Annotated in this window: 26 protein-coding genes; 20 read left to right on the top strand and 6 right to left on the bottom strand. The window is 69.0% G+C overall.

Features of this window, described 5'->3' with window-relative positions; all coding sequences use genetic code 11:
- Positions 1-60: 60 nt before the first annotated feature.
- From AAN986_RS25050 to AAN986_RS25085, 8 genes are all read left to right on the top strand, one after another.
- Positions 61-1599, top strand: coding sequence for an ATP-binding protein (locus AAN986_RS25050; protein WP_349335522.1), 1539 nt, complete (start codon positions 61-63; stop codon positions 1597-1599).
- The gene (locus AAN986_RS25055; protein WP_209799108.1) at positions 1596-2237 is read left to right on the top strand and encodes a response regulator; all 642 of its coding nucleotides are present in this window, start codon (positions 1596-1598) and stop codon (positions 2235-2237) included. The genes AAN986_RS25050 and AAN986_RS25055 overlap by 4 nt, the downstream gene beginning before the upstream one ends.
- 157 nt (positions 2238-2394) lie before the next feature.
- The gene (locus tag AAN986_RS25060; RefSeq protein ID WP_026062812.1) at positions 2395-2898 is read left to right on the top strand and encodes a heme-binding protein; all 504 of its coding nucleotides are present in this window, start codon (positions 2395-2397) and stop codon (positions 2896-2898) included.
- 210 nt (positions 2899-3108) lie between these two features.
- The gene (locus AAN986_RS25065) at positions 3109-5181 is read left to right on the top strand and encodes an EAL domain-containing protein (protein WP_349335523.1); all 2073 of its coding nucleotides are present in this window, start codon (positions 3109-3111) and stop codon (positions 5179-5181) included.
- 3 nt (positions 5182-5184) lie between these two features.
- The gene (locus AAN986_RS25070) at positions 5185-6681 is read left to right on the top strand and encodes an AMP nucleosidase (protein ID WP_016446546.1); all 1497 of its coding nucleotides are present in this window, start codon (positions 5185-5187) and stop codon (positions 6679-6681) included.
- A gap of 62 nt (positions 6682-6743) precedes the next feature.
- Positions 6744-8027: a GGDEF domain-containing protein gene (locus tag AAN986_RS25075; RefSeq protein ID WP_017407066.1), complete on the top strand. Its 1284-nt coding sequence runs from the start codon at positions 6744-6746 to the stop codon at positions 8025-8027.
- Positions 8028-8051: 24 nt separating this feature from the next.
- Positions 8052-8993 carry an ATP-binding cassette domain-containing protein gene (locus tag AAN986_RS25080; RefSeq protein ID WP_034366837.1) on the top strand — a complete coding sequence of 314 codons (942 nt, stop codon included), beginning with the start codon at positions 8052-8054 and terminating at the stop codon, positions 8991-8993.
- Between the two features lie 6 nt (positions 8994-8999).
- Positions 9000-9821 carry an ABC transporter permease gene (locus AAN986_RS25085; RefSeq protein ID WP_016446549.1) on the top strand — a complete coding sequence of 274 codons (822 nt, stop codon included), beginning with the start codon at positions 9000-9002 and terminating at the stop codon, positions 9819-9821.
- 14 nt (positions 9822-9835) lie between these two features.
- Here AAN986_RS25085 and AAN986_RS25090 read toward each other — a convergent pair whose 3' ends face one another.
- Positions 9836-11428: a choline dehydrogenase gene (locus AAN986_RS25090; RefSeq protein ID WP_047219642.1), complete on the bottom strand. Its 1593-nt coding sequence runs from the start codon at positions 11426-11428 to the stop codon at positions 9836-9838.
- Between the two features lie 157 nt (positions 11429-11585).
- On the opposite strand from AAN986_RS25090, the gene AAN986_RS25095 reads away from it, so the two are divergent.
- Positions 11586-12434 (top strand): 3-hydroxybutyryl-CoA dehydrogenase, encoded by an 849-nt coding sequence (locus AAN986_RS25095; protein ID WP_016446551.1) that lies wholly within the window; start codon positions 11586-11588, stop codon positions 12432-12434.
- Between the two features lie 75 nt (positions 12435-12509).
- On the opposite strand, the gene AAN986_RS25100 is transcribed toward AAN986_RS25095, so the two are convergent.
- Both AAN986_RS25100 and AAN986_RS25105 read right to left on the bottom strand, forming a co-directional pair.
- Positions 12510-13838, bottom strand: a complete 1329-nt coding sequence (locus AAN986_RS25100; protein ID WP_016446552.1) for a HipA domain-containing protein — start codon at positions 13836-13838, stop codon at positions 12510-12512.
- The gene (locus tag AAN986_RS25105) at positions 13835-14239 is read right to left on the bottom strand and encodes a helix-turn-helix domain-containing protein (protein ID WP_016446553.1); all 405 of its coding nucleotides are present in this window, start codon (positions 14237-14239) and stop codon (positions 13835-13837) included. Before AAN986_RS25105 ends, AAN986_RS25100 begins: the two co-directional genes overlap by 4 nt.
- Before the next feature lie 212 nt (positions 14240-14451).
- Between AAN986_RS25105 and AAN986_RS25110 the strand changes: the two genes are divergently transcribed.
- The 3 genes from AAN986_RS25110 to AAN986_RS25120 all read left to right on the top strand — a co-directional run bounded on the left by AAN986_RS25110 (position 14452) and on the right by AAN986_RS25120 (position 16324).
- Positions 14452-15267 carry a crotonase/enoyl-CoA hydratase family protein gene (locus AAN986_RS25110; protein ID WP_047218472.1) on the top strand — a complete coding sequence of 272 codons (816 nt, stop codon included), beginning with the start codon at positions 14452-14454 and terminating at the stop codon, positions 15265-15267.
- A gap of 102 nt (positions 15268-15369) precedes the next feature.
- Positions 15370-15840 (top strand): MarR family transcriptional regulator, encoded by a 471-nt coding sequence (locus AAN986_RS25115; protein ID WP_047218473.1) that lies wholly within the window; start codon positions 15370-15372, stop codon positions 15838-15840.
- Positions 15841-15907: 67 nt separating this feature from the next.
- Positions 15908-16324 (top strand): organic hydroperoxide resistance protein, encoded by a 417-nt coding sequence (locus AAN986_RS25120; protein WP_016451896.1) that lies wholly within the window; start codon positions 15908-15910, stop codon positions 16322-16324.
- Here AAN986_RS25120 and AAN986_RS25125 read toward each other — a convergent pair whose 3' ends face one another.
- Positions 16325-17077: a 2'-5' RNA ligase family protein gene (locus AAN986_RS25125; protein ID WP_047218474.1), complete on the bottom strand. Its 753-nt coding sequence runs from the start codon at positions 17075-17077 to the stop codon at positions 16325-16327. It abuts the gene before it with no gap.
- 30 nt (positions 17078-17107) lie between these two features.
- Between AAN986_RS25125 and AAN986_RS25130 the strand changes: the two genes are divergently transcribed.
- Positions 17108-18172: a serine/threonine protein kinase gene (locus AAN986_RS25130; protein WP_016446558.1), complete on the top strand. Its 1065-nt coding sequence runs from the start codon at positions 17108-17110 to the stop codon at positions 18170-18172.
- Between the two features lie 116 nt (positions 18173-18288).
- Positions 18289-19239 (top strand): diguanylate cyclase, encoded by a 951-nt coding sequence (locus AAN986_RS25135; RefSeq protein WP_016446559.1) that lies wholly within the window; start codon positions 18289-18291, stop codon positions 19237-19239.
- Positions 19240-19313: 74 nt separating this feature from the next.
- On the opposite strand, the gene AAN986_RS25140 is transcribed toward AAN986_RS25135, so the two are convergent.
- Entirely contained in the window at positions 19314-19781 is a 468-nt protein-coding gene (locus AAN986_RS25140) for a hypothetical protein (protein ID WP_047218475.1), read from the bottom strand.
- A 313-nt stretch (positions 19782-20094) separates the two neighbouring features.
- On the opposite strand from AAN986_RS25140, the gene AAN986_RS25145 reads away from it, so the two are divergent.
- Positions 20095-21264 (top strand): MFS transporter, encoded by a 1170-nt coding sequence (locus AAN986_RS25145; protein WP_047218476.1) that lies wholly within the window; start codon positions 20095-20097, stop codon positions 21262-21264.
- A 28-nt stretch (positions 21265-21292) separates the two neighbouring features.
- Here the strand turns inward: AAN986_RS25145 and soxR are convergent, their stop codons facing one another.
- Positions 21293-21763, bottom strand: a complete 471-nt coding sequence (gene soxR, locus AAN986_RS25150; RefSeq protein WP_034400108.1) for a redox-sensitive transcriptional activator SoxR — start codon at positions 21761-21763, stop codon at positions 21293-21295.
- Positions 21764-21891: 128 nt separating this feature from the next.
- Between soxR and AAN986_RS25155 the strand changes: the two genes are divergently transcribed.
- From AAN986_RS25155 to AAN986_RS25175, 5 genes are all read left to right on the top strand, one after another.
- Complete coding sequence (locus AAN986_RS25155) at positions 21892-22419, top strand: RidA family protein (RefSeq protein WP_047218477.1); 528 nt, start codon at positions 21892-21894, stop codon at positions 22417-22419.
- Between the two features lie 46 nt (positions 22420-22465).
- Positions 22466-23704 carry an MFS transporter gene (locus AAN986_RS25160; protein WP_047218478.1) on the top strand — a complete coding sequence of 413 codons (1239 nt, stop codon included), beginning with the start codon at positions 22466-22468 and terminating at the stop codon, positions 23702-23704.
- Positions 23705-23905: 201 nt separating this feature from the next.
- On the top strand, positions 23906-24814 hold the full coding sequence (locus AAN986_RS25165; RefSeq protein WP_047218479.1) for an urease accessory protein UreD: 909 nt from the start codon (positions 23906-23908) through the stop codon (positions 24812-24814).
- 17 nt (positions 24815-24831) lie between these two features.
- Positions 24832-25134, top strand: coding sequence for an urease subunit gamma (locus AAN986_RS25170; RefSeq protein ID WP_012203116.1), 303 nt, complete (start codon positions 24832-24834; stop codon positions 25132-25134).
- A 158-nt stretch (positions 25135-25292) separates the two neighbouring features.
- Complete coding sequence (locus AAN986_RS25175) at positions 25293-25916, top strand: HupE/UreJ family protein (protein ID WP_047218480.1); 624 nt, start codon at positions 25293-25295, stop codon at positions 25914-25916.
- The last annotated feature ends 15 nt before the right edge of the window (positions 25917-25931 follow it).

The following is a 25931-nucleotide window of genomic DNA, read 5'->3' on the forward strand; positions in this document are numbered from 1 at the left end:
AGGTGGGGGTGCTGCGGATTAGACCACTGCCTGCGCGGGCCGCATGCCAGAATCCGCGCCATGAATGGATGGCAGCGATCAGCGGGGTGGGTGCTGGCCTGGGCCGTGGCCGCAGGCTGCGGCGCGGCCTGGCTGGCACACGCTCGCCTGCAGTCGCTGCGCGAGGTCTTCGATACCGATGCCCGCATTGCCCACCGGCTGCTGAGCCAGCGCATGGTGCAGCACGATGCCATCCTGGGCACGCTGGCGCTGCTGCAGCCGCGCCAGCCCGCTCCCGATCAGGCCTCATGGAAGCAGTTGCCGCGCCTGTATCCGCAGGTGCTGGATGTGGCGCGCCGCTCGGCCGCCGCAGGCGAGCCCTGGCCCGAGACCTGGCCGCCCGGCATGGCCGAGGCCGAGCGCCGCTCCCAGGCCAGCGGCCAGGCCGAACTGGCCCTGGCCGACCTGGTCCGGGGCCGGCTGTACCTGGTGCAGGCCGGGCTGCCGGCCAGCTACGCGCTGCTGCTGGACCTGCGCGCCACGATTCCCGCCGACGAGTGGCCGCTGCCGCCCGCCACCAGCCCGGTGCGCGCATGGCTGGCCCTGGGCGGGCAGGAATTCGTGATCCAGCCGGGCCGAGCCGCCGCGCACGGCTGGAACACATGGTCGTGGGAGGTGAGCAAGCCCCTGGCCTCGCCCAGCCAGCCTCTGGTGCTGTACCTGCGCCAGCCGCTGGACGCCACGGTGCTGCCCTGGACGGCCATGCTGGGCTGGGCCCTGGGCTGTGCGCTGGCCGTGGCCGCGCTGCACGCCCTGCTGCGCCAGCGCGTGGCCCGCCGCCGCGCCGAGCAATTGCTGCAGCTGGGCCAGGTGGCGCGGCTCAATACGCTGGGCGAACTGGCCGCCGGCATGGCGCATGAGCTGAACCAGCCGCTGACGGCCGTGCTCTCCAACAGCCAGGCCGCGCGCCGCCTGCTGGCCGAGGACCCGCCCGAGATGGACGCCGCACGCCAGGCCATGGGGCAGGCTGCCGAGCAGGCCAAGCGCGCATCGGCCGTGGTGGGCAGGCTGCGCCGCCTGGTGGAGCGGCCGGGGCTGGCGCCCCAGGCCGAACCGCTGGATCTGGGCCAGGCCGTTGCCGAGGCGCTGTATCTGCTGGAGCCCGAGCTGCGGCGCCGCCAGGTTCAGGTCATGGTGCAGGCCGCCGATCTGCCCGCCGCCCAGGCCGACCCCGTGGCGGTGCAGCAGATACTGCACAACCTGCTGGTCAATGCACTGCAGGCCATGGACGAGCAGCCGCCCGCAGCCCGCCATCTGCGGGTGGAGCTGGCACGCCGCGACAGCCGCCTGATGGTGGCCGTGCACGACAGCGGCCCCGGCGTGGCGCCCGAGATGCGCCAGCGCCTGTTCACCCCGTTTGCCACGGGCCGCGCCCAGGGCCTGGGACTGGGCCTGACGCTCAGCCAGAGCCTGGCCGAATCCATGGGCGGCAGCCTGGGGCTGGCCGCATCCGCCGCCACCCCGCCGCAAGGCGGAGCGCGCTTCGAGCTGCTGCTGCCTGCGGCCCATGGCCCGGCACCTGCCGTACCCAACGCCCCTCAGGAACCACTGACCCCATGACTGCCGCGCCCGCCCAAGACCTGTCCCCGCTGATCCATCTGGTCGATGACGACGAGGCCGTGCGCGACAGCCTGGCCCTGCTGATCGGCACCGTGGGCCTGCGCGTGCAGTGCTGGGCCGATCCGCTGGCCTTTCTCGACGGACTGGACCGCCAGGGCATAGGCGCCATCGTGCTGGACGTGCGCATGCCCGGCATCGGCGGGCTGGCCCTGCTGGGCCGGCTGATGGAGCAGGGTGTGGACCAGCCCGTGATCATGCTCACCGGGCATGGCACGGTGGACATGTGCCGGCGCGCCTTCAAGGCCGGCGCGGCCGAGTTCCTGGAAAAGCCCGTGGACGACGAAGTGCTGATCGATGCGCTGCAAAGCGCCGTGCGCCAGCATGTGCAGTCGCGCGAACGCCAGCAGGCCGACCGCGATGCCCAGCAGCGCTTTGCGCAGCTTTCCGCGCGCGAACGCGAGGTGCTGGGGCTGATCGTGCAGGGGCTGACCAACAAGGAGATAGGCCGCAGCCTGGAGCTGTCGCCCCGCACGGTGGAGACGCACCGCGCCAACCTGTTCGCCAAGCTGGATGCGCCCAGCCTGGCGCAACTCATACGCCGCTACGCCAGCCTGGCCGATCCGGCGGCAGGCACCTGAAGCTCCACCGCCGCGCCCAGCGCGCCTGGCTTCTCCGTATTTCTACGCAGCGGCGCGCGTAACCGTCCGAATGGTGCGCGGCGACGGCATTTTCTACAGTGCATGCATGCCGTCCGGGCTTGTGTCCCGGGCCGTCCTGACCCCCAAGGAGAAGACCATGCAACGCCGCACCACCAAGCTCGCCACCCTCGCCGCCCTGACCCTGGGCCTGATCGCCACCGCCGCCCAGGCCGATGCCGTGCGCACGGAAAAGAACATGTCGCTGGAGCTGGCCAACCAGATCGCCGCACGCAGCGTGGCCGCCTGCGCCGCCGACGGCCATGCCGTCACCGCCACCGTGGTGGACCGCGCCGGCACCGTGCGCGCCGTGCAGCGCGCCGACAATGCCGGCCCCCACACGCTGGAGGCCAGCCGCCTGAAGGCCTACACGGCCGCATCGGCCAAGAACAGCACGCTGGCCATCATGGAGGGCGCGCAGAAGAACCCCGGCGCCGCCAACCTGGTGAATATTCCCGGCTACCTGCTGCTGGGCGGTGGCCTGCCGGTGAAGGTGGGCAACGAGGTGATCGGCGCCGTGGGCATCGGCGGCGCGCCTGGCGGCCACCTGGACGACAAATGCGCCCAGGCCGCGCTGGGCCAGGTGCAGGAACTGCTCAAGTAAGGCGCCCGCAAGGGCTACCACACTGCGCCGCACCGCGCCCGGCCGCGCCTGCCCTTGATGCGGCGCTGCAAAAAAAAGACAGGCCGCCACGGCGGCCCCTGATGCCCGACAGCCGCACGCGCCCCCACGCGTCAGCGGCCGCTCACCCTCGCACAAGAGCGCTATCAAAATCTCTGCGATTCCGCTATAAATCCCCAGCGAGGGGGACGCATGCCAGAGAACATCGATGCGCAAGACACGGGGCCCGATGATGCGCTGTTGCGGCTGATAGCAGACACGGCTCCGGCCATGCTGGCCTATTTCGATGCGCGCACGCTGCGCTGCCGCTTCGCCAACATCAACTACGCACGCAATTTCGGCTTGACGCCCGCCGAGGCCGTGGGCAAGACCGTGCGCGAGATCGTGGGCGAGGCCGTGTGGCAGCTCATCGCGCCGCAGGTGGAGCGCGGCCTGCGCGGCGAGCATGTGCGCTACGAGCGCGAAGTGCCCCAGCCGGATGGACCGCCGCGCCATATCGAGTCGCTGCTGATGCCGCACTTCGAGCAGGGCCGGCTGCAGGGCGCCGTGGTGCAGATCACCGACGTGAGCCACCACCACCATGTGGCGCAGAAGGTGCGTGACAGCGAAGAGCGCATGCGCAAGTTCACCGAGGTCACGACCGAGGCCATCGTCATGCACCGCGACGGCCTCATCATCGACGGCAACGAGGCCCTGTCCCGCCTGGCCGGCTACACGCTGGACGAGCTGATCGGCCGCCCCATCCTCGACTACATCTGCCCGGAATTCCGCCTCTACGCGCTGCAGTACATGCGCAGCGGCCGCGAGGACCGTTTCGACGGCGCCATCCAGCACAAGGACGGCCACCGCATCCCCGTGGAGATAGAGGCCAAGACCATGCCGGCCGAGGGCGGGCCCTACCGCATCGTGCTGGTGCGCGACATCACGCTGCGCCAGCTGGCCCAGGAGCGCATGGACTTCCTGGCCCAGCACGACCAGCTGACCCAGTTGCCCAACCGGGTGCGCCTGATCCAGATGCTGCGCCAGGCGCTGTCGCTGGCCTCGGTCAAGCAGCGCACGCTGGCCGTGCTCCTCATCGACCTGGACCATTTCAAGACCATCAACGACTCGCTGGGCCACCAGGCCGGCGACCTGCTGCTGTGCGAGGTCGCCCAGCGCCTGCGCGGCAGCGTGCGCGCCCATGATCTGGTGGCGCGCGTGGGCGGCGACGAATTCGTGGTCGTGCTCACCGATGATCCCGATCCGCAGGAGACCGAGACCCAGGCCAGGCACCTGCAACGCATCATCGAGGCACCCTGCACCATCGACGGCACGCCGCTGGTGGTCTCGCCATGCATGGGCATCGCCATGTACCCGGGCGACGGAAAAAGCGCCGAGGAACTGCTCAACCGCGCCGAAAGCGCCACGCATACGGCCAAGGACAGCGGCCGGCGCAACCTGCAGTTCTACGCACCCGCCCACGGCGGCCAGGCCACCCAGATGCTGATGCAGGAGCAGCAACTGCGCGGCGCGCTGGAGCGCGGAGAGTTCGAGCTGCACTACCAGCCCCAGACCTTCACGGCCGATGGCCGGCTGGCGGGCTTCGAGGCCCTGGTGCGCTGGCGCCACCCGCAGCGCGGCCTGGTGCTGCCCGGCGAGTTCATCGGCTTTGCCGAGGCGCGCGGCCTGATCTCGGCCATAGACCACTGGGTGCTGCGCGAGGCCTGCCGCCAGGCTCGCCAGTGGCAGGACGAGGGGCTGCGGCCCGTACCCCTGTCCGTGAATGTCTCCGCGCTGGAATTTCGCCAGCGCAACATGGCGCGCGAGGTGGCCCTGGTGCTGGAGGAAACCGGCCTGGAAGCGCGCTGGCTGCACATCGAGCTGACAGAGTCCACGCTGATGCACACCAGCGGCCAGGTGCAGGACACCTTGCAGGCGCTGCAGGCCCTGGGCGTGGGCCTGGCCATCGACGACTTCGGCACCGGCTATTCCTCGCTGGCCTATCTGCGCCGCCACCCCATCAACCAGCTCAAGATAGACCGGTCCTTCATCGCCGACGTGCCCGATAGCGAGGACGACACGGCCATCGTCACCGCCATCGTGCAGATGGGCCACAGCCTGCATCTGGACATCGTCGCTGAAGGCGTGGAAACACCTGCCCAATTGGAGCTTTTGCGCGACCTGGGCTGCGGCATGATGCAGGGGTACCTTGTGGCGCCGCCCATGCCGGCCGACAGAGCGCGCGCCTGGCAGTTGCACAACAGTCATCCAGTCCAACGACAATAGCCCATGGTTTCGCTTCACAACCCCTCGCAGGCCTCACGGGCCGCAGCCACCTTGCACACCGACCCCCAGCGGGCCCTGGAGCACGTACAGCAGATCTACCGCGAGCAGATAGAGCACCTGCGCACGAACATGCAGCGCTTCGTCTCCGGTGAAACCCCGGCCGCCCCCGTCCACGCCTACTACCCCTTCGTGCGCATGCATACGGCCACCGTGTCACGCGCGGACACGCAGCTGGCCTACGGCTTCGTCGAGGGGCCGGGCACGCACGAGGCCACGCTCACGCGGCCCGACCTGTTCTCGCGCTACTACGCCGAGCAGTTCCGCCTGCTGATCAAGAGCCACGGCGTGCCGCTGGAAGTGGGCCTGAGCGACAAGCCCATCCCCATCCACTTCTCGTTTGCCGAGAACGACCACATCGAAGGCACGCTGTCGCGCGAGCGCCGGCAGCTGATGCGCGATGTGTTCGACCTGCCCGACCTCGAGGCCATGGACGACGGCATCGCCAACGGCACCTGGCGCCCCCAGCCGGGCGAGGCCCTGCCGCTGTCGCTGTTCACGGCCCCGCGCGTGGACTATTCGCTGCACCGGCTGCGCCACTACACGGGCACCCAGCCGGAGTGGTTCCAGAACTTCGTGCTGTTCACCAACTACCAGTTCTACATCGACGAGTTCATCCGCCTGGGCCACGCCGAGATGGCCCGGGAGGACAGCGAGTACGTGGCCTTCATCGAGCCCGGCAATGTGGTCACGCGCCGCACCGGCCTGCCGGCCCAGCCCAATGACGAGCTGGGCACGCCGCCGCCGCGCCTGCCGCAGATGCCGGCCTACCACCTGGTGCGCGCCGACCACAGCGGCATCACCATGGTCAACATCGGCGTGGGGCCGGCCAATGCCAAGACCATCACCGACCACATTGCCGTGCTGCGCCCGCACGCCTGGATGATGCTGGGCCACTGCGCGGGCCTGCGCAACAGCCAGCAGCTGGGCGACTACGTGCTGGCCCACGCCTATGTGCGCGAGGACCATGTGCTGGACGAGGAGCTGCCGCTGTGGGTGCCCATTCCCGCGCTGGCCGAGATCCAGCTGGCCCTGCAGCAGGCCGTGGCCGACGTCACGCAGATGGACGGGCCCGACCTCAAGCGCATCATGCGCACCGGCACCGTGGCCAGCACCGACAACCGCAACTGGGAGCTGCTGCCCAACAACCTGCCCCAGCTGCGCTTCAGCCAGAGCCGCGCCGTGGCGCTGGACATGGAAAGCGCCACCATCGCGGCCAACGGCTTCCGCTTCCGCGTGCCCTATGGAACGCTGCTGTGCGTGTCCGACAAGCCGCTGCACGGCGAGATCAAGCTGCCCGGCATGGCCAACCACTTCTACCGCGAGCGCGTGGACCAGCATCTGCGCATCGGCATGCGCGCCATCGACATCCTGCGCGAGGGCGGCACCCAGCGCCTGCACAGCCGCAAGCTGCGCAGCTTCGCGGAGGTGGCGTTCCAGTAGCGCCCCGCCACCGGCCACCTTCTTCCAAGGGCCCCGCTTCGCACCGCCATCCAGGGACGCACATGCCATCCACGCTGCCCACCCTGGATTTTTTCTCCATGACCTCGGTCGTGGCCCTCAACATGATGGCCATGTCGGCCGCCCTGCCGCTGGCCATGGGGCGGCGCGTCAGCGGTGCCGCGCGCCATGCCCAGCATTTCTTCCTGATCCAGGCCGGTGCCTGGATCTTCATCCTCATCGCCAGCCGCCTGCCGCAAGGCCTGCTCTCGCGCGAACTGCTGTCGCTGGGCGCAGCAGCCTGCGCGGCATCGGCACAGTGGCAGATGGCGCGCGCCTTGCGCGAATGGCTGGGGCCCCGGCCGCCCTGGCTGGAACGCGGCCTGATCGCGCTGTGCTTTCTGGGGCCGCTGGGCTTCACCCTGCTGCTGCCCCACTTGTCCTTGCGCACCGGCTGGTTCAGCGCCGCCCACGGACTGAGCCTGCTGGCGCTGGCCGGCCTGTGCCTGGAGCCACGCCGCCCCGTGGCACGCAGCTGGCGCTATCTGATGTGCGGCGTGGCCGTCTTCATGGGGCTGGTACTTCTGGTGCGCAGCTACCTGGCCCTGGCCACGCCCTTCCTGCCCAGCTTCACGGCCGACAGCGGCGCCAACCAGATATTCGCCCTGCTGGTCACGTTGAGCAGCACGCTGCTGATGGTGGCCGTGCTGGTGGCCTGGCGCGACGAGACCAACCAGCAGCTGCGCGACATGGCCTTGCAGGACATGCTCACCGGCCTGCCCAACCGCCGCGCCCTGCTGGAGCGCGCCCCCGCCATGCTGGCGCATGCCCAGCGCCACCGGCAGGCCCTGGCCCTGGTGATGCTGGATCTGGACCACTTCAAGCATGTCAACGACGAATACGGCCATGCCACGGGCGACCGTACGCTGTGCCTCTTCGCCCGCCTGCTGCAGCAGCAATTGCGCAGTGACGAAATCGCTGCGCGCTGGGGCGGCGAGGAGTTCTGCCTGCTGCTCTACACCACGGACGACGGTGTGGACACCCTGTGCACCCGGCTGCAGTCCGCGCTGCTGCAGGCCTCGACGCAGACGCTGGGCTTCGAAGTCCGCTTCAGTGCCGGCTGCGCCCACGCGCCCCAGGTCTGGGACGGCCTGCGCCTGGAAATGCTGCTGCCCGCCGCCGATGCCGCGCTCTACGCTGCCAAGCGCCGCGGGCGTGACTGCTGGACGCAGGTGCGGCTGAGCCCACCGCAGCAGCAGGCCTGCGCCGATGCGCCAGCTGTATCGGAGACGCCGGAGACGCCGGATGCGCCGGCCAGGCCCGCCCTGGCCGCCAAGCCTGCGCGCTAGCCCCGGACCCCAGGAAAACGCTCCATGCCCGCGCTCTTCGACGCCCTGAACCTGCGCAAGCGCTACGGCGACACCACGGTGGTCGATGACCTGTCCTTTTCCATCGCTCCCGGCGAATGCCTGGGCGTGATCGGCCCCAATGGCGCGGGCAAGACCACCACGCTGCGCATCTGCCTGGGCCTGACGGCACCCGATGCGGGCCATGTTCTCTACCACCCCGAAGACGGCTCGCCGCCGCTGCACATGCCTGCCGATGCACTGGCCATCAAGGCGCGGCTGGGCGTGGTCTCGCAGAACGACACGCTGGACCCCGACTTCAGCTGCGCGGAAAACCTGGGCGTCTACGCGCGCTACTTCGGACTGGGTACGGCGCAGATGCGTGACCGCATACCGCAGCTGCTGGACTTCGCGGCGCTGTCGCACAAGGCCGCGGCCAGGCCGGGCGAGTTGTCCGGCGGCATGAAACGGCGCCTGTCCCTGGCGCGCGCCCTGGTCAACGACCCGCGCCTGCTGCTGCTGGACGAACCCACCACGGGCCTGGACCCGCAGGCACGCCACCTGATCTGGGAGCGTCTGCAGTGGCTGCTGCAGCAGGGCAAGGCCATCTTGCTGACCACGCATTTCATGGACGAGGCCGAGCGCCTGTGCTCCCGGCTGCTGGTGCTGGACCACGGCCGCAAGATCGCCGAAGGCCGCCCGCGCGAACTCATCGCCGAGCACCTGGAGCCCGAAGTGGTCGAGGCCTACGGCAACGGCGCCCTGGGCCTGGCGCATGACGCGGCACTGCGCCCACTGGCCGGGCGCACCGAGGTCAGTGGCGACACCGTCTTCTTCTATACGCACGACGCGCGCCCGCTGCTGCAGGCGCTGGCCGCGCACAGCCACCTGCGCACCCTGCACCGCCCGGCCAACCTGGAGGACCTGTTCCTCAAGCTCACCGGCCGACAGATCAGAACCGACGGCTGAACCACCATGACCGAACCCGCATCGGACACCCCCAGCATCTGGCGCCCGCCCGACCTGTCGCTGCGCTGGTGGCCGGTGTTCCTGCGCAACCTGCTGGTGTGGCGCAAGCTGGCCCTGCCCAGCCTGATCGGCAACATCGCCGAGCCGCTGATGTGGCTGGTGGCCTTCGGCTACGGCATGGGCGCCTTGGTGGGCGAGGTCACCGTGGGCACCACGGGCCGGCAGGTGCCCTACATCCTGTTCCTGGCCAGCGGCTCCATCTGCATGAGCGCCATGAATGCCGCCAGCTTCGAGGCGCTGTACTCGGCCTTCTCGCGCATGCATGTGCAAAAGACCTGGGACGGCATCATGAACGCGCCCATCAGCCTGGACAGCGTGCTGCTGGCCGAGATGCTCTGGGCCGCCTTCAAGGCGCTGTTCACGGTCACCGCCATCCTGGGCGTGATGCTGGCGCTGGGCATCAGCCACTCGCCCAGGCTGCTGGTGGCCTGGCCCGTGCTGCTGTGCGTGGGCATCATGTTCTCCAGCATCGCGCTGATCTTCAACGCCCTGGCCAAGGGCTATGACTTCTTCACCTACTACTTCACCCTGGTGCTCACGCCCATGATGTTCCTGTCCGGCGTGTTCTTCCCGCGCGAGCAGCTGCCCGAGGCCGTGCGCCTGGCCTCGGACTGGCTGCCTCTGACCAATGCCGTGGAGCTGGTGCGCCCGCTATTCATGGACGAGTGGCCGGCCCACCCGCTGCGCCACGGCCTGGTGCTGGCCGCCACCACGGTGGCGGCCTACTGGTTTGCGCTGGCGATGACGCGCAGGCGCTTCAGGGCCTGAGATCCGGCCGTTCTTCAGCGCGCTGCGGCGCGGATCATGTCCACCGCCTTCTCCGCGATCATCACCGTGGGCGCATTGGTGTTGCCGCTGACGATGCGCGGCAGGACCGAGGCATCGACCACGCGCAGGCCCTTGATGCCGTAGACGCGCAGCTGCGCATCGACCACGTCCATGGGCCCCGGCCCCATGCGGCAGCTGCCCACGGGGTGGTAGATGGTGTCGGCATGGCTGCGGATGAAGGCCTCGATGCCCGCATCGTCCTGCGCGCCGGCCGAGGCCGGCATCTCGCGCCCGCCCAGGGCCGCCAGCGCCGGCTGGGCCAGGATCTCGCGGGCGCGGCGCACGCCGTTCACCATGCGCCGCAGGTCCTGCGCATCGGAGAAAAAGGCCGGATCCACCAGCGGCAGGGCCAGCGGGTCGGCACTGGCCAGGCGCAGGCTGCCCCGGCTGGCCGGCTGCAGCACGCAGACATGCAGCGAATAGCCATGGCCCCAGACCGTCTTGCGCCCGTGGTCCACCAGCTTGGCGACGACGAAGTGCAGTTGCAGATCGGGCGCACGCTCCCCAGGGCTGCTGCGGATGAAGCCGCCCGCCTCGGCAAAGTTGGTGGTCAGCATGCCGCGCCGCTGGCTGCGCCATTGGCCCACGGCGGCCAGCAATCTGCGCGCACCGCCCAGTGACAGGCCGAAGCTGTCGGTCAGCTGCGCGCCATCGACCACCAGCACCACATCCGGGTGGTCATGCAGATGGGCGCCCACGCCAGGCAGGTGGTGGACCACATCGATGCCCAGCGAACGCAGGTGATCGCCCGGCCCCACGCCAGACAGCATCAGCAGCTGCGGCGACAGCAGTGCGCCGCCGCAAAGCAGCACCTCGCGCCGGCAGTGCAGTTGCTGCACCGTACCGCCCTGCAGGTACTCCACGCCCACGGCGCGCCGGCCCTCGAACAGAATGCGCAGCACCTGGGCACCCGTTTCCACGCGCAGATTGGGCCTGGCACGGTGCGGCGCCAGATAGGCCTTGGCGACGTGGTGGCGCTCGCCATTGCGCTGGGTGACCTGGTACAGGCCCACGCCCTCCTGTGCCTGGCCGTTGAAATCCGCGTTGTGCGCATGGCCGGCCTGCACGCCCGCCTGCACGAAGGCCCGGGACAGCGGGTTGGGATCGCGCAGCTCGGCCACGTTCAGGGGCCCGCCCGTGCCGTGCCAGGCATCGGCGCCGCATTCGTTGTGTTCGGCGCGCAGGAAGTAGGGCAGGACTTCGCTCCAGCTCCAGCCCGGATTGCCCTGGGCGGCCCAGTGGTCGTAGTCGGCCGGCTGGCCGCGCACATAGACCATGGCGTTGACCGCGCTGGAGCCGCCCAGCACCTTGCCGCGCGGCTGGTGGCCACGCCGCCCGCCCAGGCCCGGCTGCGGCACGGTGGACAGGCCCCAGCTGTGGCGCCCGCCCTTGGCCATGGCGGCCATGCCTGCCGGACAGTGGATGAGCACGCTGGAGTCGGCCGGCCCGGCCTCCAGCAGCGCCACCTGCGTCTGCGCATCCTCGCTGAGCCGCCCGGCCAGCACCGAGCCCGCCGAGCCGCCTCCGATCACGATGTAGTCCAGCATGCCTCTCCCTCCCCTGCGGTGTAGCCATCCACTGTTGCAGTCGCCTGCGCGGCGCCGCAAGCCGGGGCAAACCCGGTGGATGCTCCGAATCCCGCTACGATCGCTGGATCGCATTCACGTTCGCATTCACTTTGTTCGTTTGAGGAGACTGACAGTCATGGCAATTCAAACCGTAGGCATCATCGGCGCAGGCACCATGGGCAACGGCATCGCGCAGGCCTGCGCGGTATCGGGCATCGACGTGGTCATGGTGGACATCTCCGATGCCGCCGTCCAGAAGGGCGTGGCCACCGTCTCGGGCAGCCTGGACCGCCTGATCAAGAAGGAAAAGCTGACCGAGGCCGACAAGGCCGCCGCCCTGGCCCGCATCAAGACATCGACCGACTACGCGGCGCTCAAGGGCGCGCAACTGGTCATCGAGGCCGCCACCGAGAACTACGAGCTCAAGGTCAAGATCCTCAAGCAGCTGGACGCCCTGCTGGATGCCGACGTCATCGTCGCCACCAACACCTCGTCCATCTCCATCACCCAGCTGGCCGCCGTGACGGGCCGTGCCGACAAGTTCATCGGCATGCACTTCTTCAACCCCGTGCCCATGATGGCGCTGGTGGAGATCATCGTCGGCCTGCAGACCAGCGACGAGACGCACGCCACGGTCAAGGAACTGTCCGAGCGCCTGGGCAAGAGCCCCATCACCGTGAAGAACGCGCCCGGCTTCGTGGTCAACCGCATCCTGGTGCCCATGATCAACGAGGCCTTCTTCGTGCTGGCCGAAGGCCTGGCATCGGCCGAGGACATCGACGCCGGCATGAAGCTGGGCTGCAACCAGCCCATCGGCCCGCTGGCCCTGGCCGACATGATCGGCCTGGACGTGTGCCTGGCCGTGATGGAGGTCTACCTCAAGGAATTCGGCGACAGCAAGTACCGTCCCTGCCCCCTGCTCAAGGAAATGGTCGCCGCCGGCCGCCTGGGCCGCAAGACGGGCCGCGGCGTGTACAGCTACTGATACACCGCCCCCAAGGCCAAGCGAAGGCGAAGGCAGCTCAGGCTGGCCTTCGCCTTTTGTTTTGGTGGCCGCGCGCTACTTGGTTTTGCGCACCAGCGCCAGCATGTCCTCGATGACGATGTGACGTATCGACCTGAGCATTCTCAGGTGGGCACTTCTTGTGGAATGGTCCATTGCAGAGTCGGCAGGCTGGTGGAGCTGGCCAGCCTCGAATTCTGCGATCAACGTATCGGCCTGCGGAGCCAGCATGCCAAGCATCCTGTCGAGCACACGTCCGCTTGTGCTCTGGGTCAGGCCCAAGGCCGTACCTGCGGCCAGCAGCTTTCCGTAGGTCACGTCGGCAAAGAAGGCCGCACCCGCAAGCGGAACCGTCAGCCGCTCCTGTGGCCATACCGCATGTTCATCGGCGTAAGCCCGCGTGTGATAGACGGCGGTGCTCAGGAGATCGTAGAACGGCGCCAGCCTGACGCCGCCCCGGTCCACCAGGAACGACAGATTCTTCAGATGACTGTCGCTGTTGCCCACCAGGGTGTTGAACAGCAGCCACTGATAGATGCCCATCCGGGCTTGCGCCTTTTCGCGGCAGCGGTCCATCAACGACGCCAGTGTCTGGATGCTGGCTCCTTGATATTTGAAAGTCCGGGCCAGGTCGAGCAGTTGGCAGGCATCCACCACATGCAGTCGCAGCCACTCTTGGGACGCTTCATCAAACACGCGGTCAAAGCGGTTGATGACATAGGCCGGCTCGGGCGTGTACAGCAGGTGTACCGGCGGCACATCAAGCCCCAGGCGCCCGGCAAGCTTCATGGTGAAGGCCTCGTTGACGGTCGAGTGCGGATAGCCTTCGGCCGTGGAGTCCGGCTTGAGGATATGGCTGGAAGCCGTCCCTTGGAAGGGTTCCTGCAGGCGAGCGGTTTTCTCGTCGTACAGCACCACCATTTTGTGCTGCGCTCCAGCCAGGGACATGCGCTTGGGTGATCCGGCATGCAAGGATGTGCGCGGCAAGTTCCTGAGTCTCAGCGACAGTTCGCCGAACTCCAGCCTCCTTGCGCCGCGCTCGGCTGCACCCGCCCCAGGCGGCAGCAGGACCAGGGATCCGGCCGATTCCGCGCCAAGGGCCTGCAAAAGGCCGAAGGCATCGTGCTCATTCACCTCCAGCTCTTTGCTGATCGCACTGCGCAGTGCTTCCTCGGGCAGCAGGTTGTCGAAGAACCATTGGACGCTGCGGTGCGTAGATCCGTCGATGTGCCTGCGCTTTGCCAAGGAAATGCCGGGCGCCAATGGGAAAGCGCGAGGGTCGCCCATCCACTCCTCCTCATAGGCAAAGCCCCAGACATCCCTGTTTTCGACCAGCTTTCCGGCAAGCCGGCCGTTGATGAATACGTCCAGGATGCGTGCGGTCACGGCCTGTTCTTTTCGAAGGCGGTGCGGAAGAACGCATCGTCCGAGTCGCGGGCACCGGGCTCCTCCCTGACTTCAGCGGCTGGCCCTCCGTCCGGTGCGCCCTGGCGCGTTCGGTACTCGTGGGAACCATGGGACTCAGGTGGCAGCCTGGCCTGGCGGCGCTGCAGATAGGCCTGCTCGGTTCCCTCGGGAAGGTCGATGAGCACCTCGATTCCCAGTTCGGACAGCAGTTGCAGCACGCGCCCAAACTGGACCGTGGGCTTGCCGCGCTCCACGTCCCGCACAAAGACATGGCTCACGCCTGCGGCGCCTGCTGCATCGTCCTGGCGCAAGCGCCGCGCCTTGCGAACGGCCCATACCGCGTCACCGAGTGCATCCACAGAGTCGATGGAGATCTTCATGGCTTCAATGAAATCGAAAGCATGGTTTCGATCTTATCGATCGGCAATGGCGCTGGCAATGAATCGAAACGAACTTATCGATTTTCATCGATCAGCTTCCCAAACCTCAGAAAACGAAAGCATTGCTTAGATATTCATTTCGTTTTCAACCGTCCTCTGCGCGACTGCACCCATCCCTGGCCTGCTCTAAGGTCCATGCGCAGGAGACACGCATGGACATCAACACCCCCACCCCGCCGCCCGAAGGCTGCATCAGCTGCGAAGTGCGCGGCCATGTGCTGCTGATCGGCATCAACCGTCCCGCCAAGCGCAACGGCTGGACGCCCCCCATGTTCCAGCAGCTGGCCGAGGCCTATACCCGGCTGGACGACGACCCGCAATTGCGCGTGGGCGTGCTGCATGCGTTCGGCAGCCATTTCACGGCGGGGCTGGACCTGCCGGTGATGGCGGAGTACCTGCGCTCGGGCAGGAAGGCCATCCCGCAAGGCCTGGTGGAGCCGCACGACTACGGCCTGGTCGGCTACCGGCGCCGCGCCAAGCCCATGGTGGTGGCCGTCAAGGGCATCTGCTTCACGGTGGGCATCGAGCTGATGCTGGGCGCCGACATCGTGGTCGCGGCCGACGACTGCCGCTTTTCCCAGCTGGAGGTGCAGCGCTGCATCATGCCCACGGGCGGCGCCACGCTGCGCATGGCCGAACGTGCGGGCGTGGGCAATGCCATGCTGCACCTGCTGACGGCCGACGAATTCGACAGCGCCGAGGCCTATCGCCTGAACTTCGTGCAGAAGGTGGTGCCAGCCGGTGAGGAGCTGGCCGAGGCGCTGCGCATTGCCGAGCGCATTGCCGCCCAGGCCCCGCAGGCCGTGGTGGCCACGCGGCTCAATGTGCTCAAGGCCATCGAGCTGGGCCAGGCCGCCGCCGTGGCCGATTTCATTCCCGTGCAGCAGCGCCTGGCCAGCAGCGAGGATGCGGCCGAGGGCGTGCGCTCCTTCATCGAAAAACGCCCCGCGCGCTTCACGGGCCGATAGGCCCCCTCGGTCCCTCGACCCCTGCGGATCTTCACCTTCCGATCCGAAGGGGTTTTTCAAATTAAGTTGTGCACAATTTAATTGACAGCAATAATTCAACCCATGCCCAGCAGCCACCCCCTTCCTCTCGACAGCTCCGAGCTTCTGCGCCTGGACAACCAGGTCTGCTTCGCGCTGTACTCGGCATCGCTGGCCATGACCAAGCTGTACAAGCCCCTGCTCGATGGCATCGGCCTGACCTATCCGCAGTACCTGGTGATGCTGGTGCTGTGGGAGCGCGACGGCCTGACCGTGTCCGAGATCGGCGAACAGCTGTATCTGGATTCGGGCACGCTGACCCCGTTGCTCAAGCGCCTGGAAGGCGCGGGCCTGCTGGAGCGGGTGCGCGATGCGCAGGACGAGAGGCGCGTGCGCATCACGCTCACCCCGCAAGGCCGGGCACTGCGCGATGCGGCTGAAAAGATTCCCGCCTGCGTGCTGCAGAGCACGCAGTGCACGCTGCCCGAGTTGCAGGCGCTGACGCAGCAACTGGGCGCACTGCGCCAGCGGCTGGTGCCGCGCCGCAGCGATTGACGACCACCCACAGACGATTTCCTCCACCCGTCCGCACCGCCGGACAACTTTGCAAAAGGAAGACACCATGGCCCAGCTCGAAAAAGTCCTCTACACCGCACGTGCCCACACCACCGGCGGCCGCGACGGCGCCTCGCGCACCGATGACGGACGCCTGGATGTGACCCTGTCCTCGCCGGGCACCAGCGGCACGGGCACCAACCCCGAGCAACTGTTCGCCGCCGGCTACTCGGCCTGCTTCATCGGCGCCATCAAGGCCGTGGCCGGCAAGCAGAAGATCAGCCTGCCCCAGGACCTGGCCATCGACGCCGAAGTGGACCTGGGCACCATCCCCAACGCCTACGGCATCGCCGCGCGCCTGAAGGTCAGCCTGCCCGGCATGGACAGGGCCGCCGCCCAGGCCCTGGTGGACGCGGCCCACCAGGTCTGCCCCTACTCCAACGCCACGCGCGGCAACATCGACGTGCAGATCACCCTGGCCTGATCAGGCCCAGTCCGGCCTCTGCAGCCAGTGCAACCTGCGGCCCAGGAGGTCGTAGCGGGCGTGACAGGTCAACGGCCCGTGCAGCACATCGGCTGCATAGCTGACCAGCGCGATCTCGCCCACGGCGGCCTGCCAGTGCTCCTGCATTGGCAGGCCGCTCATCCATTGCAGCACCTGGTCACGGGGCCAGGCAGCGCTCCAGGCGCCCAGCGTCACATGGGGCACGTAGGGGCGCATCGCCTCGGTCAGCGCCAGCCCTGGCCCTGTCTGCGCGAGCACGCCATGCAGTCCGTGCAGCGTGCAGCCTTCCGGCCTGCCGTCGCGCACCTGAAGGTAGGGCGCCATCTCGAAACTTCCCCAGCCACCGAACTCCAGCTGCAGCGGCGCGGCCGGCAGGTGCTGCAGCGCGAGCAGGTCGCGCGACAGTTGCGCCGCGCCGTAGGCCTGAGGCAGTTGCGCACCGCCATCCAGAAAGCCCGCGGTGGCCAGGGTCACGTGCAGTTGCCGCTGGCAGTGCGGGACCAGCGCCGCGCCCAGCCAGCGGCGTGCCTGCGCACAGGCGGCTTGCACTGCGTCGCGCACAGGCGGGGCCAGCGCCTGCATCGTCACCACCCAGACCGCATAGCGGCCACGGCCGAGGTGCCAGGCGCTCCAGTCGTCGGATGGCCCGGCCGCACTGGCGATGGCATGGGATTGCAGGAAGTGGGGCAGCAGCGGCACGGCGGACGGATCGGCGTTGTCGGGCGGACGCAAAGCTTAAGCCAGCCCGGCGACAATCTCCCCATGTCTGCCACACCATACGATCCTGATCTGAGTGCCGTCCCCGATGCCGGTTCGCACGCCTATGCCCGGCTCACGCCCGACGCCGTGCTCGACGCACTGGCCTCGGTCGGCCTGTGGGGCGATGGCCGGCTCACGGCCCTGGCCTCCTACGAAAACCGCGTCTACCAGGCCGTGCTGGAGGACGGCGAACGCGTGGTGCTGAAGTTCTACCGCCCGGGCCGCTGGAGCCGCGATCAGATCCTGGAGGAGCACGCCTTCAGCGCCGAGCTGACGGCCGCCGAAGTGCCTGCCGTGCCCCCGCTGGTGCTGGCAGGTGCCACGCTGCACAGCTACGCGGGCTTTGATTTCTCGGTCAGCCCCTGGCGCGGTGGCCGCCCGCCCGAGCTGGACGATTTCGAGGTGCTGGAGTGGACCGGGCGCTTCCTGGCCCGCATCCACACCGTGGGCGAAGCGCGCCCGTTTGTGCACCGGCCCGCGCTGGACCTGGCCACCTTCGGCCACGACTCCATGCAATGGCTGCTGGACCGGAAAATGATTCCGCTGGAGGTGGAGTCCACCTGGAAAGCCGCCTGCCAGCGCGCCCTTGAGCTGATGGCACCCGCTGCCGACGGCCTGAGCGCAGCCGGCCACTTCGGCCTGCACAGCGCGCGCACGCTGCGCCTGCACGGCGACTGCCATCCCGGCAACGTGCTGTGGACGCCGCTGGACGACGAAGGCCATGGCGGCCCGCATTTCGTGGACCTGGACGATGCGCGCACGGGCCCGGCCGTGCAGGACCTGTGGATGCTGCTGTCGGGCGACCGAAGCCAGCGCACGCGCCAGCTGGGGGCCCTGCTGGATGGCTATGAGCAGTTCCGCCCCTTCGACCGCCGCGAGCTGGCCCTGATCGAGCCGCTGCGCACGCTGCGCCTCATCCACTACAGCGCCTGGCTGGCGCGGCGCCAGGACGACCCGATCTTTGCCATCAACTTCCCGTGGTTCGGCACACCCGACTACTGGCGCGGACAGGTGGACATGCTCAACGAGCAGATCGAGGCGATGCAGGAAGAGCCTCTATACGCCTGAGGCCACCGGGCCGCCTGCCTGCCGAAGACAGAGATCTTTACAAATTGTCCAGACCCCCTGCGCCCTATCCAGGGCTGCGGGTTCCGGGGTATTCTCGGCCCGAAATCCCACCGGCCATGCCCTACTCCGCCTTCCCCCCTACGCTGCCCAACCCGCTACAGCCCTTGCCTGCCGGGCAGAAGGTGCTTGTGGTGGACGACGTCCCGGACAACGCCGCCATCATCTGCCAGGTGATCAAGGATCTGTGCAGCGTGCTCATGGCCCACACGGGCGAGGACGCGCTGACCCTGGCCCGCCAGTACCTGCCCGACCTCATCCTGCTGGACATCCGCATGCCCGAGATGGACGGCTTCGAGGTCTGCCGGCGCCTGAAGGCGGACCTGGAAACCGCCCACATCCCCGTCATCTTTCTCACGGCGCTGACCGAGCCCCATTGCGAGGAACTGGGACTGAACCTGGGCGCGGTGGATTTCGTGACCAAGCCCTTTCGCCCGCCCGTGCTCAAGGCGCGTGTGCGCACGCATCTGGAGATTGCACAGCAGCGCAAGATGCTGCAGCTGCTCTCGCACAGCGACGGGCTGACGGGCACGGCCAACCGGCGCTTTTTCGGCGCCCAGCTGGAGCGCGAGTTCATGCGCCTGCAGCGGCTGGGCGAGCCGCTGTCGCTGGTGATGATCGATGTGGACCACTTCAAGGCCTACAACGACCACTACGGCCATCTGGTCGGCGATGAATGCCTGAGCCAGCTGTCCCAGGCCATACAGGGCGCGCTGCACCGGCCTGGCGACCTGCTGGCGCGCTATGGCGGCGAGGAATTCGTCTGCCTGCTGCCCCATACGGCGCTGGACGGCGCGGTGCTGGTTGCGCAGGGCATCGTCGATGCGCTCAGGGCGCTGGACCTGCCCCACGCCGCCTCGCCCCTGGGCCATGCGCTGACCGTCAGCCTGGGTGTGGCCAGCATGGCGCCTTCGCCCGACAACAGCGCCGACCAATTGCTGGCCGATGCCGACCGGCGCCTGTACCTCGCCAAGAACGCGGGCCGGGACCGTATCGTCTGGGCGGGGTGAACCGAAGTACCCCCTTAGCGGCTGCGCTAGGCTGGGCCAGGCGCACCTTCCAGGGCGACGCATACCCTTAAGCGTTAGCAACGCCCGTCGACGCGGCAGGCCGGTACGACCTGACCGCTGGCGTCGCGCCATTGCAACTGGCTGGCGGGTGTCTGGGAGGGCGCTGCAGGTGCGGGCTCCTGCGGTGTTTGGGTGGCGGAGCGCTGCGGGTCGTGCAGCACGGTGGACGAGCCCACGCCCACACCCACCCGCGCGCCGCCCACGCCCGTGGAGGCGCCCACGCCGGCGCTGCCCAGGACCTGGCCACTCTGGTTGACGCCCACGCCAACGCCCAGCGGCCCCACGCCCGTGCCGACACCGGCGCTCAGCCCGCCGCTGCCCAGCCCGACGCCTACCGATACCGGGCCGACGGGAATGCCTATGCCCACGCCGCCGCCTACCGAGCCGCAACCGGCCAGCAGCAGCGCGCAGGCGGCAAGCGCGGCACCAGCCGCCTTGCGCGATGGCGGGCAGGTGATGAAGGCGGTGGGTGGAACTGGCATGCCGGACTCTCTGGACAAGGGAAAACACAGGGACGGCCACAGGGTACACCCGCCCGCCTAGCGCACGATGCCAGCGGTATGCCCGGGTGCATGCCAGGGGCTCGGAGGCGGCGAAACACCCAGGACACGCGGGTTTCTTAGAATTCACCCATTGGCCTGCGGGTCATTCCAGATTCCATGCGCTCCCGGACAGTGCCGCGGCGCCTCGGGGCGCAAGGCCTGCGCGGCGCCTCTTTCCCTCGCTTTCGTCTTCTTCGCGTTCCCTTTTTCTATGCAAACCCGTTGGCCGCCCTATGCGTGGGTGTGTTTTTCCATGTGCGTGGGTGTCATGGGCACGGCCCTGGCCAGCCCGCTGTACCCGCTGTACCAGCAGGCCTGGGGGCTGCAGCCCAGCCACATCACGCAGATCTTCGTGGCGTACATGTTCGGCGCGCTGGCCAGCCTGCTGTTCCTGGGCCGGCTGACCGACCGCTTCGGCTTTGTCGCCGTGCTGCGCGCAGGCCTGATCCTGATGACGCTGGGCGTGCTGGCCTCCACCGTGGCCTGGAACGTGCCCAGCTTTGCGCTGGGGCGCGTGGTGATCGGCGTGGCTTCGGGGCTGATCACCACCTCGGCCTCGGTGGGCATGACCCGGCTCAACAACCGGGGCGACCTGCAGCGCGCCGCGGCCACGACCAGCCTGACCATTGCCTTCGGCTTCGGGCTGGGCCCCGTGGTGGGCGGGCTGATCGCGCAGTGGCTGCCCTGGCCGCTGGTCACGGCCTATATCCCCTCGCTGGGGCTGGGCCTGCTGGCCATCTATGCGCTGTACCAGGTGCGCATTGCCGAGCCGGCGGAGCTGGCCTCCACCCAGGCACGCGCGCTGCACTGGCGTGATTTCATGCCCACCATCACCCTGCCCGAGCGCCGCTTTGCGCGCCACTACGCGCTGGGCGGCATGTGTGCGTTCTGCGCCTTCGGCATGTTCAGCCTGTTCGCATCGCTGGCGCCCAGCTTCATGCAGCGCATGGTGCCCTGGCATGGGCCGGCCGTTTCTGGCCTGTCCATCGGCGTGATCCTGTTCCTCTCGGCGGGCTTCCAGTACCTGGCGCGCCCGCGCCCGACCAAGGGCTCGGCCATTCTGGGCTTTGCCTGCCTGGTGGCCTGCAACCTCCTGCTGCTGGTCAACAGCTTTGCGGGCTCGGCCCTGCTGTTCGCGCTCAGCGTGATCGCCACGGCGGCGGGCCACGGCCTGTGCAATCTGGCGGGCATGTCCATCGTCAACAAGGTCTCGACACCGGCCACGCGCACGGGCCTGCTGTCCACCTACCTGGTGGTCGGCTACCTGGGCACCATCGTGCCCATCCTGGGCCTGGGCTGGCTTTCGGACCACATCGGCATCACCGAGGCCCTGGTCGCCTACTGCATCGTCATGGGCGCGCTGGCCGGCTGGCTGTGCTGGATGTGCACGCGCACGCCCACGCTGCCCATGCCCAAGCACTAGGGCCTGTTCGCGCCCACGCGCATGCTATTCAGCGAAAGTGCGGCCCCGGCCCGTCCTTGGCCAGGCAATCGCCGTCATTGCGCAGCGGGCAGACCTTGAGGGACAGGCAGCCGCAGCCAATGCAGCCGTCGATCTGGTCGCGCAGCTGGGTCAGCCCCTGGATGCGCGCATCCAGCGCATGGCGCCAGCGCGCGGACAGCGCGCTCCAGTCGGCCTGCGTGGGCGTGCGGCCGCTGGGCAGCTCCTGCAGCGCCTCGGCAATCTCGGCCAGCGGCACGCCCATGCGCTGGGCCACCCTGATGACGGCCACGCGCCGCAGCACGGCACGCGCATAGCGGCGCTGGTTGCCGGGCGTGCGCAGGCTCTCGATCAGCCCCTGGCGCTCGTAGAAATGCAGGGCCGAGACGGTGATGCCACTGCGCCGGGCCACTTCGCCCACGGAGAGGATGGCCGGCCCGTCATGGTCGGACGCGGTGACACCGGCAGAAGACAGATTCATGGCAGCAGAAAATAGGCGCAGGAAAAATAGGTCCAAGCAGGCCTGCATTTGACCTCAACTTTGGTTGAGGTTTCACACTGGCAAGCCTCGCCGGTCCAGCCGGCGCACTTTCGGACTCCAGGCCCACCATGCAACACGACGCACTTCCAGCCGCCTCGGCACAGCCCGCCGCTTCCACGGCCCCGCAACTGCACCATCTGCAGCCCGCCGGTCTCTACGACGCCACGCCCAACGGCTACACCCATGTGGTCACCGTGCACGGGCCGGCGCAATGGGCCTTCGTCTCGGGCCAGGGCGGCGAGAACCAGGCGGGCGACTTGCCCGACAGCTTCGCGGCCCAGGCGCAGCAGGCCCTGTCCAACCTCAAGCTGGCGCTGCAGGCGGCGGGCGCGGACATGGGCCAGGTGGTCAAGCTGACCCTGCTCCTCGTGGACCACTCGGAGGCCCGCTTCAACGACTGGCAGGCCGCCGTGCGCCTGCATTGGAGCGACGGTGCCCCCGGCGATGGCGCCCCCAGCAATACCCTGCCGCGCTTTCCGGCCTGCACCCTGATCCCCGTGCCCCGGCTGGCCCTGCCCGGAATGCTGATCGAGGTCGATGCCGTGGCCGCACTGCCCGCCACCGCCCAGCCGGCGCGGCCGCCGCTGTGGGTCTGAGCCATCCGCTTGCCACCCATCAGCAGATACCACAGGCATTCGTCCGATGAACAGATCCTCCCCGGCCCCCGCCCTGCCCTCGCCGCCCATGCAGGCCACCGCCGCGCCCGTGCTGCCCCAGAGCACCCTGCTGCTCATGGCCACGGCCTGCGGCCTGTGCGCGGGCGCCAACTACTTCAACCAGCCGCTGCTGCACTCCATCGCCATGGACCTGGGCATCAGCGAGGCGCGTGCCTCGCTGACGGTGACCATGGCCCAGGTCTCCTATGCGCTGGGACTGCTGCTGCTCGTGCCCCTGGGCGACATGCTGGAACGCCGCCGCCTGGTGCTGGGCCTGATGCTGCTGGCCGCGCTGGGCATGCTGGCCAGCGGCATGGCGCACAGCTTTGCGCTGCTGGCGGCGGGCACGCTGATGACGGGGCTGTTCTCGGTCGCGGCCCAGGTGCTGGTGCCCATGGCGGCCAGCTTTGCGGCGCCCGGCGCCAGCGGGCGCGCCGTGGGCCTGGTCATGAGCGGGCTGCTGATCGGCATCCTGGCCTCGCGCAGCGTGGCCGGCGTGCTCTCGGACCTGGGCGGCTGGAATGCCGTGTACTGGGTCGGTGCCCTGGCCACGGCCGGCGTGGCCCTGCTGCTGCGGCGCGCGCTGCCGCTGGCGCAGCCGGCCCAGCGCATGGGCTATGGCGCGGTGATGCGCTCCCTGCTCACGCTGGCGCGCGAGCAGCCGCGCCTGCGCAGCCGGGCGCTGATCGGCGGCATGGGCTTTGCCACGGTGAGCGTGCTGTTCTCGACCATGGCACTGCTGCTGGCCGGGCCGGGCTACGGGTTCGGCGATGCGCAGATCGGCCTCATCGGCCTGGTCGGCGTGGCCGGCGCCCTCATGGCCAACATGGCCGGCCGGCTGGCCGACCGGGGGCTGGAGCAGCGCACCACGCTGGCCGGCGGCCTGCTCATGCTGGCGGGCTGGGGGGCGCTGTGGCTGGGCGGCACCAGCCTGTGGTGGTTCCTGGCGGGGCTGCTCATCGTCGATGCTGCGCTGCAGGCCCTGCACATCAGCAACCAAAACGTGATCTACGCGCTGGCGCCTTCGGCGCGATCGCGCATCAATGCGGTCTACATGACGGGGTACTTCATCGGCGCCTCGCTGGGCTCGGCCGTGGGCTCGACGGTGTGGCTGCACTGGGGATGGACGGGTGCTAGCGTTGCAGGCCTGGCCCTGAGCCTGTGCACGCTGGCCGTGGTCGCCTGGGACAGAAGCCTGGCGCGCCAGGCCAAGGCACGGGCGTAGGGCATCGCACCAACCTGCGGCACGGCGGCGCAGGAATGCACCGCAAGCGTGCCGCATTCCGCCCCACGCATGGCAGCGCACGCACCAATCCGATGCGCCAGCGCACCAGCAGGGCGCAGCCGCCACTGCACCGGATTGGCACGCTAAATGCATGACGGAAGGCCGTTACCACCCACACGCCCTGTACCGTCCGCCCCGCCCATGTCCGCAGCGCTACCGATCACCGCCGTGCCCACGTCCGCCTCGGGCTGGCAGGCCATGCTGGAGCTGCGCTTCGGGCACCGCGCCGGCCAGGGCAGCGTGCTTTCCCACGCACGCCACAGCGGCCCGCTGCGCGTGCAAAAACCGCTGCACCCCGAAGGCCCCGGCATCTGCCATGCCGTGCTGCTGCACCCGCCCGGCGGCGTGGCTGGCGGCGACCAGTTGCAGATCGATGTGACCGTGGAGCCCGGCGCCCACGCCCTGCTGACCACGCCAGGCGCCACGCGCTGGTACAAGTCCCAGGGCCGCCCGGCCGCGCAGCGCGTGCGGCTGCGCGTGGAAGAAGGCGCCATCCTGGAATGGCTGCCGCAGGAAAACATGCTGTTTGCCGGTGCCGACGCCACCATGGCGCTGGACCTGGAGCTTGCGCCGGGCGCGCGCGCCATCGGCTGGGACGCCACGGTGCTGGGCCGCTATGGCGCAGGCGAGCACTGGAACCATGCCGACGCACCGCCTGCGCGGCTGCAGCTTCACAACCGGCTGACCCATGCGGGCCTGCCACTGTGGCTGGAACAGGGCGAGCTGCACTGCGGCCATGCCCTGCTGTCCAGCCCGGTTGCCTGGGCAGGCTTGCCCATACAGGCCAGCCTCTGGGCCGTGGCCCCGGAACCCCTGGCGGCCATGGAGCCATTGAGCGAGCAACTGGCCGCCAGCCTGCCCTGGAGCGACGAAGTGCGCGCCGGCGCCAGCCTGCTGGCCGGCCAGGGCGGCGCGCCCTCGGTGCTGCTGCTGCGCGTGCTGGCCCGCCGCATGGAGGCGGCACGGGCCGTGCTGCATGAAGGCTGGCGCCTGCTGCGCCCCGCACTGCTGGACATGCCTGCCCGCCCTCCCCGCCTCTGGGCCACCTGATCAACGGAGACTCATCCATGGAACTCACCCCGCGTGAAAAAGACAAGCTGCTGTTGTTCACCGCAGCCCTGGTGGCCGAGCGGCGCAAGGCGCGCGGCCTGAAGCTCAACTACCCCGAGGCCGTGGCGCTGATCAGCGCTGCCGTGCTGGAGTGGGCGCGCGACGGCAGGACCGTGGCCGAGCTCATGCACCTGGGCACCACGGTGCTGACGCGCGCCGATGTGATGGAGGGCATTCCAGAAATGATCCCGGACATCCAGGTCGAAGCCACTTTCCCGGACGGCACCAAGCTGGTCACCGTTCATCACCCAATAGTTTGACCCCCTGAGCGGCTACGCCGCTTCCCCCAAGGGGGACGGCGCCATCGCTGCGGGGCGGCGCGGCCAGCTTAGGCCCTTGCTGGGCACCCCCAACCAGCCCGCTGCATCCGCTTGTGCCGTGGGCAGATCCAGTCTCGATAGCGATCAAGGAGATCTCCATGTTCAGATTCCGCAACACTTTCAACTACCTGCTCGCCCCGGCCCTGCTGGCCGCCGCCACGGCTGCCAGCGCCCATACGGGGGCCGGCGCCCACCTGCATGCCGGCGACGGCGCCATGCAGGCCCTGATGGCCGGGCTGTCCCATCCCATCGCGGGCCTGGACCATCTGCTGGCCATGGTGGCGCTGGGCCTGTGGTGCGGGCTGATGCTCAAGCGCCAGTGGCTGCCGCCCGTGGCCTTTGCCGCATGCATGGCGCTGGGCCTGGCGCTGACGCAGACCCCGCTGGAACTGCCGGCCGTGGAGCCCATGGTGGCCGCCTCGCTGCTGGCCTTCGGCCTGCTGCTGGTGGCCCAGCGCCGCCTGCCCGTGGCCCTGGCCATGGTGCTGGCCGGCGCCTTCGCGCTGTTCCACGGATACGCGCATGGCGAGGTCTTCCCCCACGCGCTGACCGCAGCCGTGTTCTGGGCCTACATGGCGGGCATGGTCGCCACCACGCTGGTGCTGCATGCCCTGGGCGTGGCCTTTGGCCGGGCCATGCGCGGCGGCACGGCTTCGGCCTGGGCCGCACGCCTGGCAGGTGTGGCCGCCATGGGCTACGGTGCCGTGGCGCTGGCAGGCTGAGCGCGGGAGCCGCAC

The sequence above is a fragment of the Delftia sp. DS1230 genome (assembly GCF_040112715.1).
GTDB lineage: Bacteria > Pseudomonadota > Gammaproteobacteria > Burkholderiales > Burkholderiaceae_C > Comamonas > Comamonas tsuruhatensis.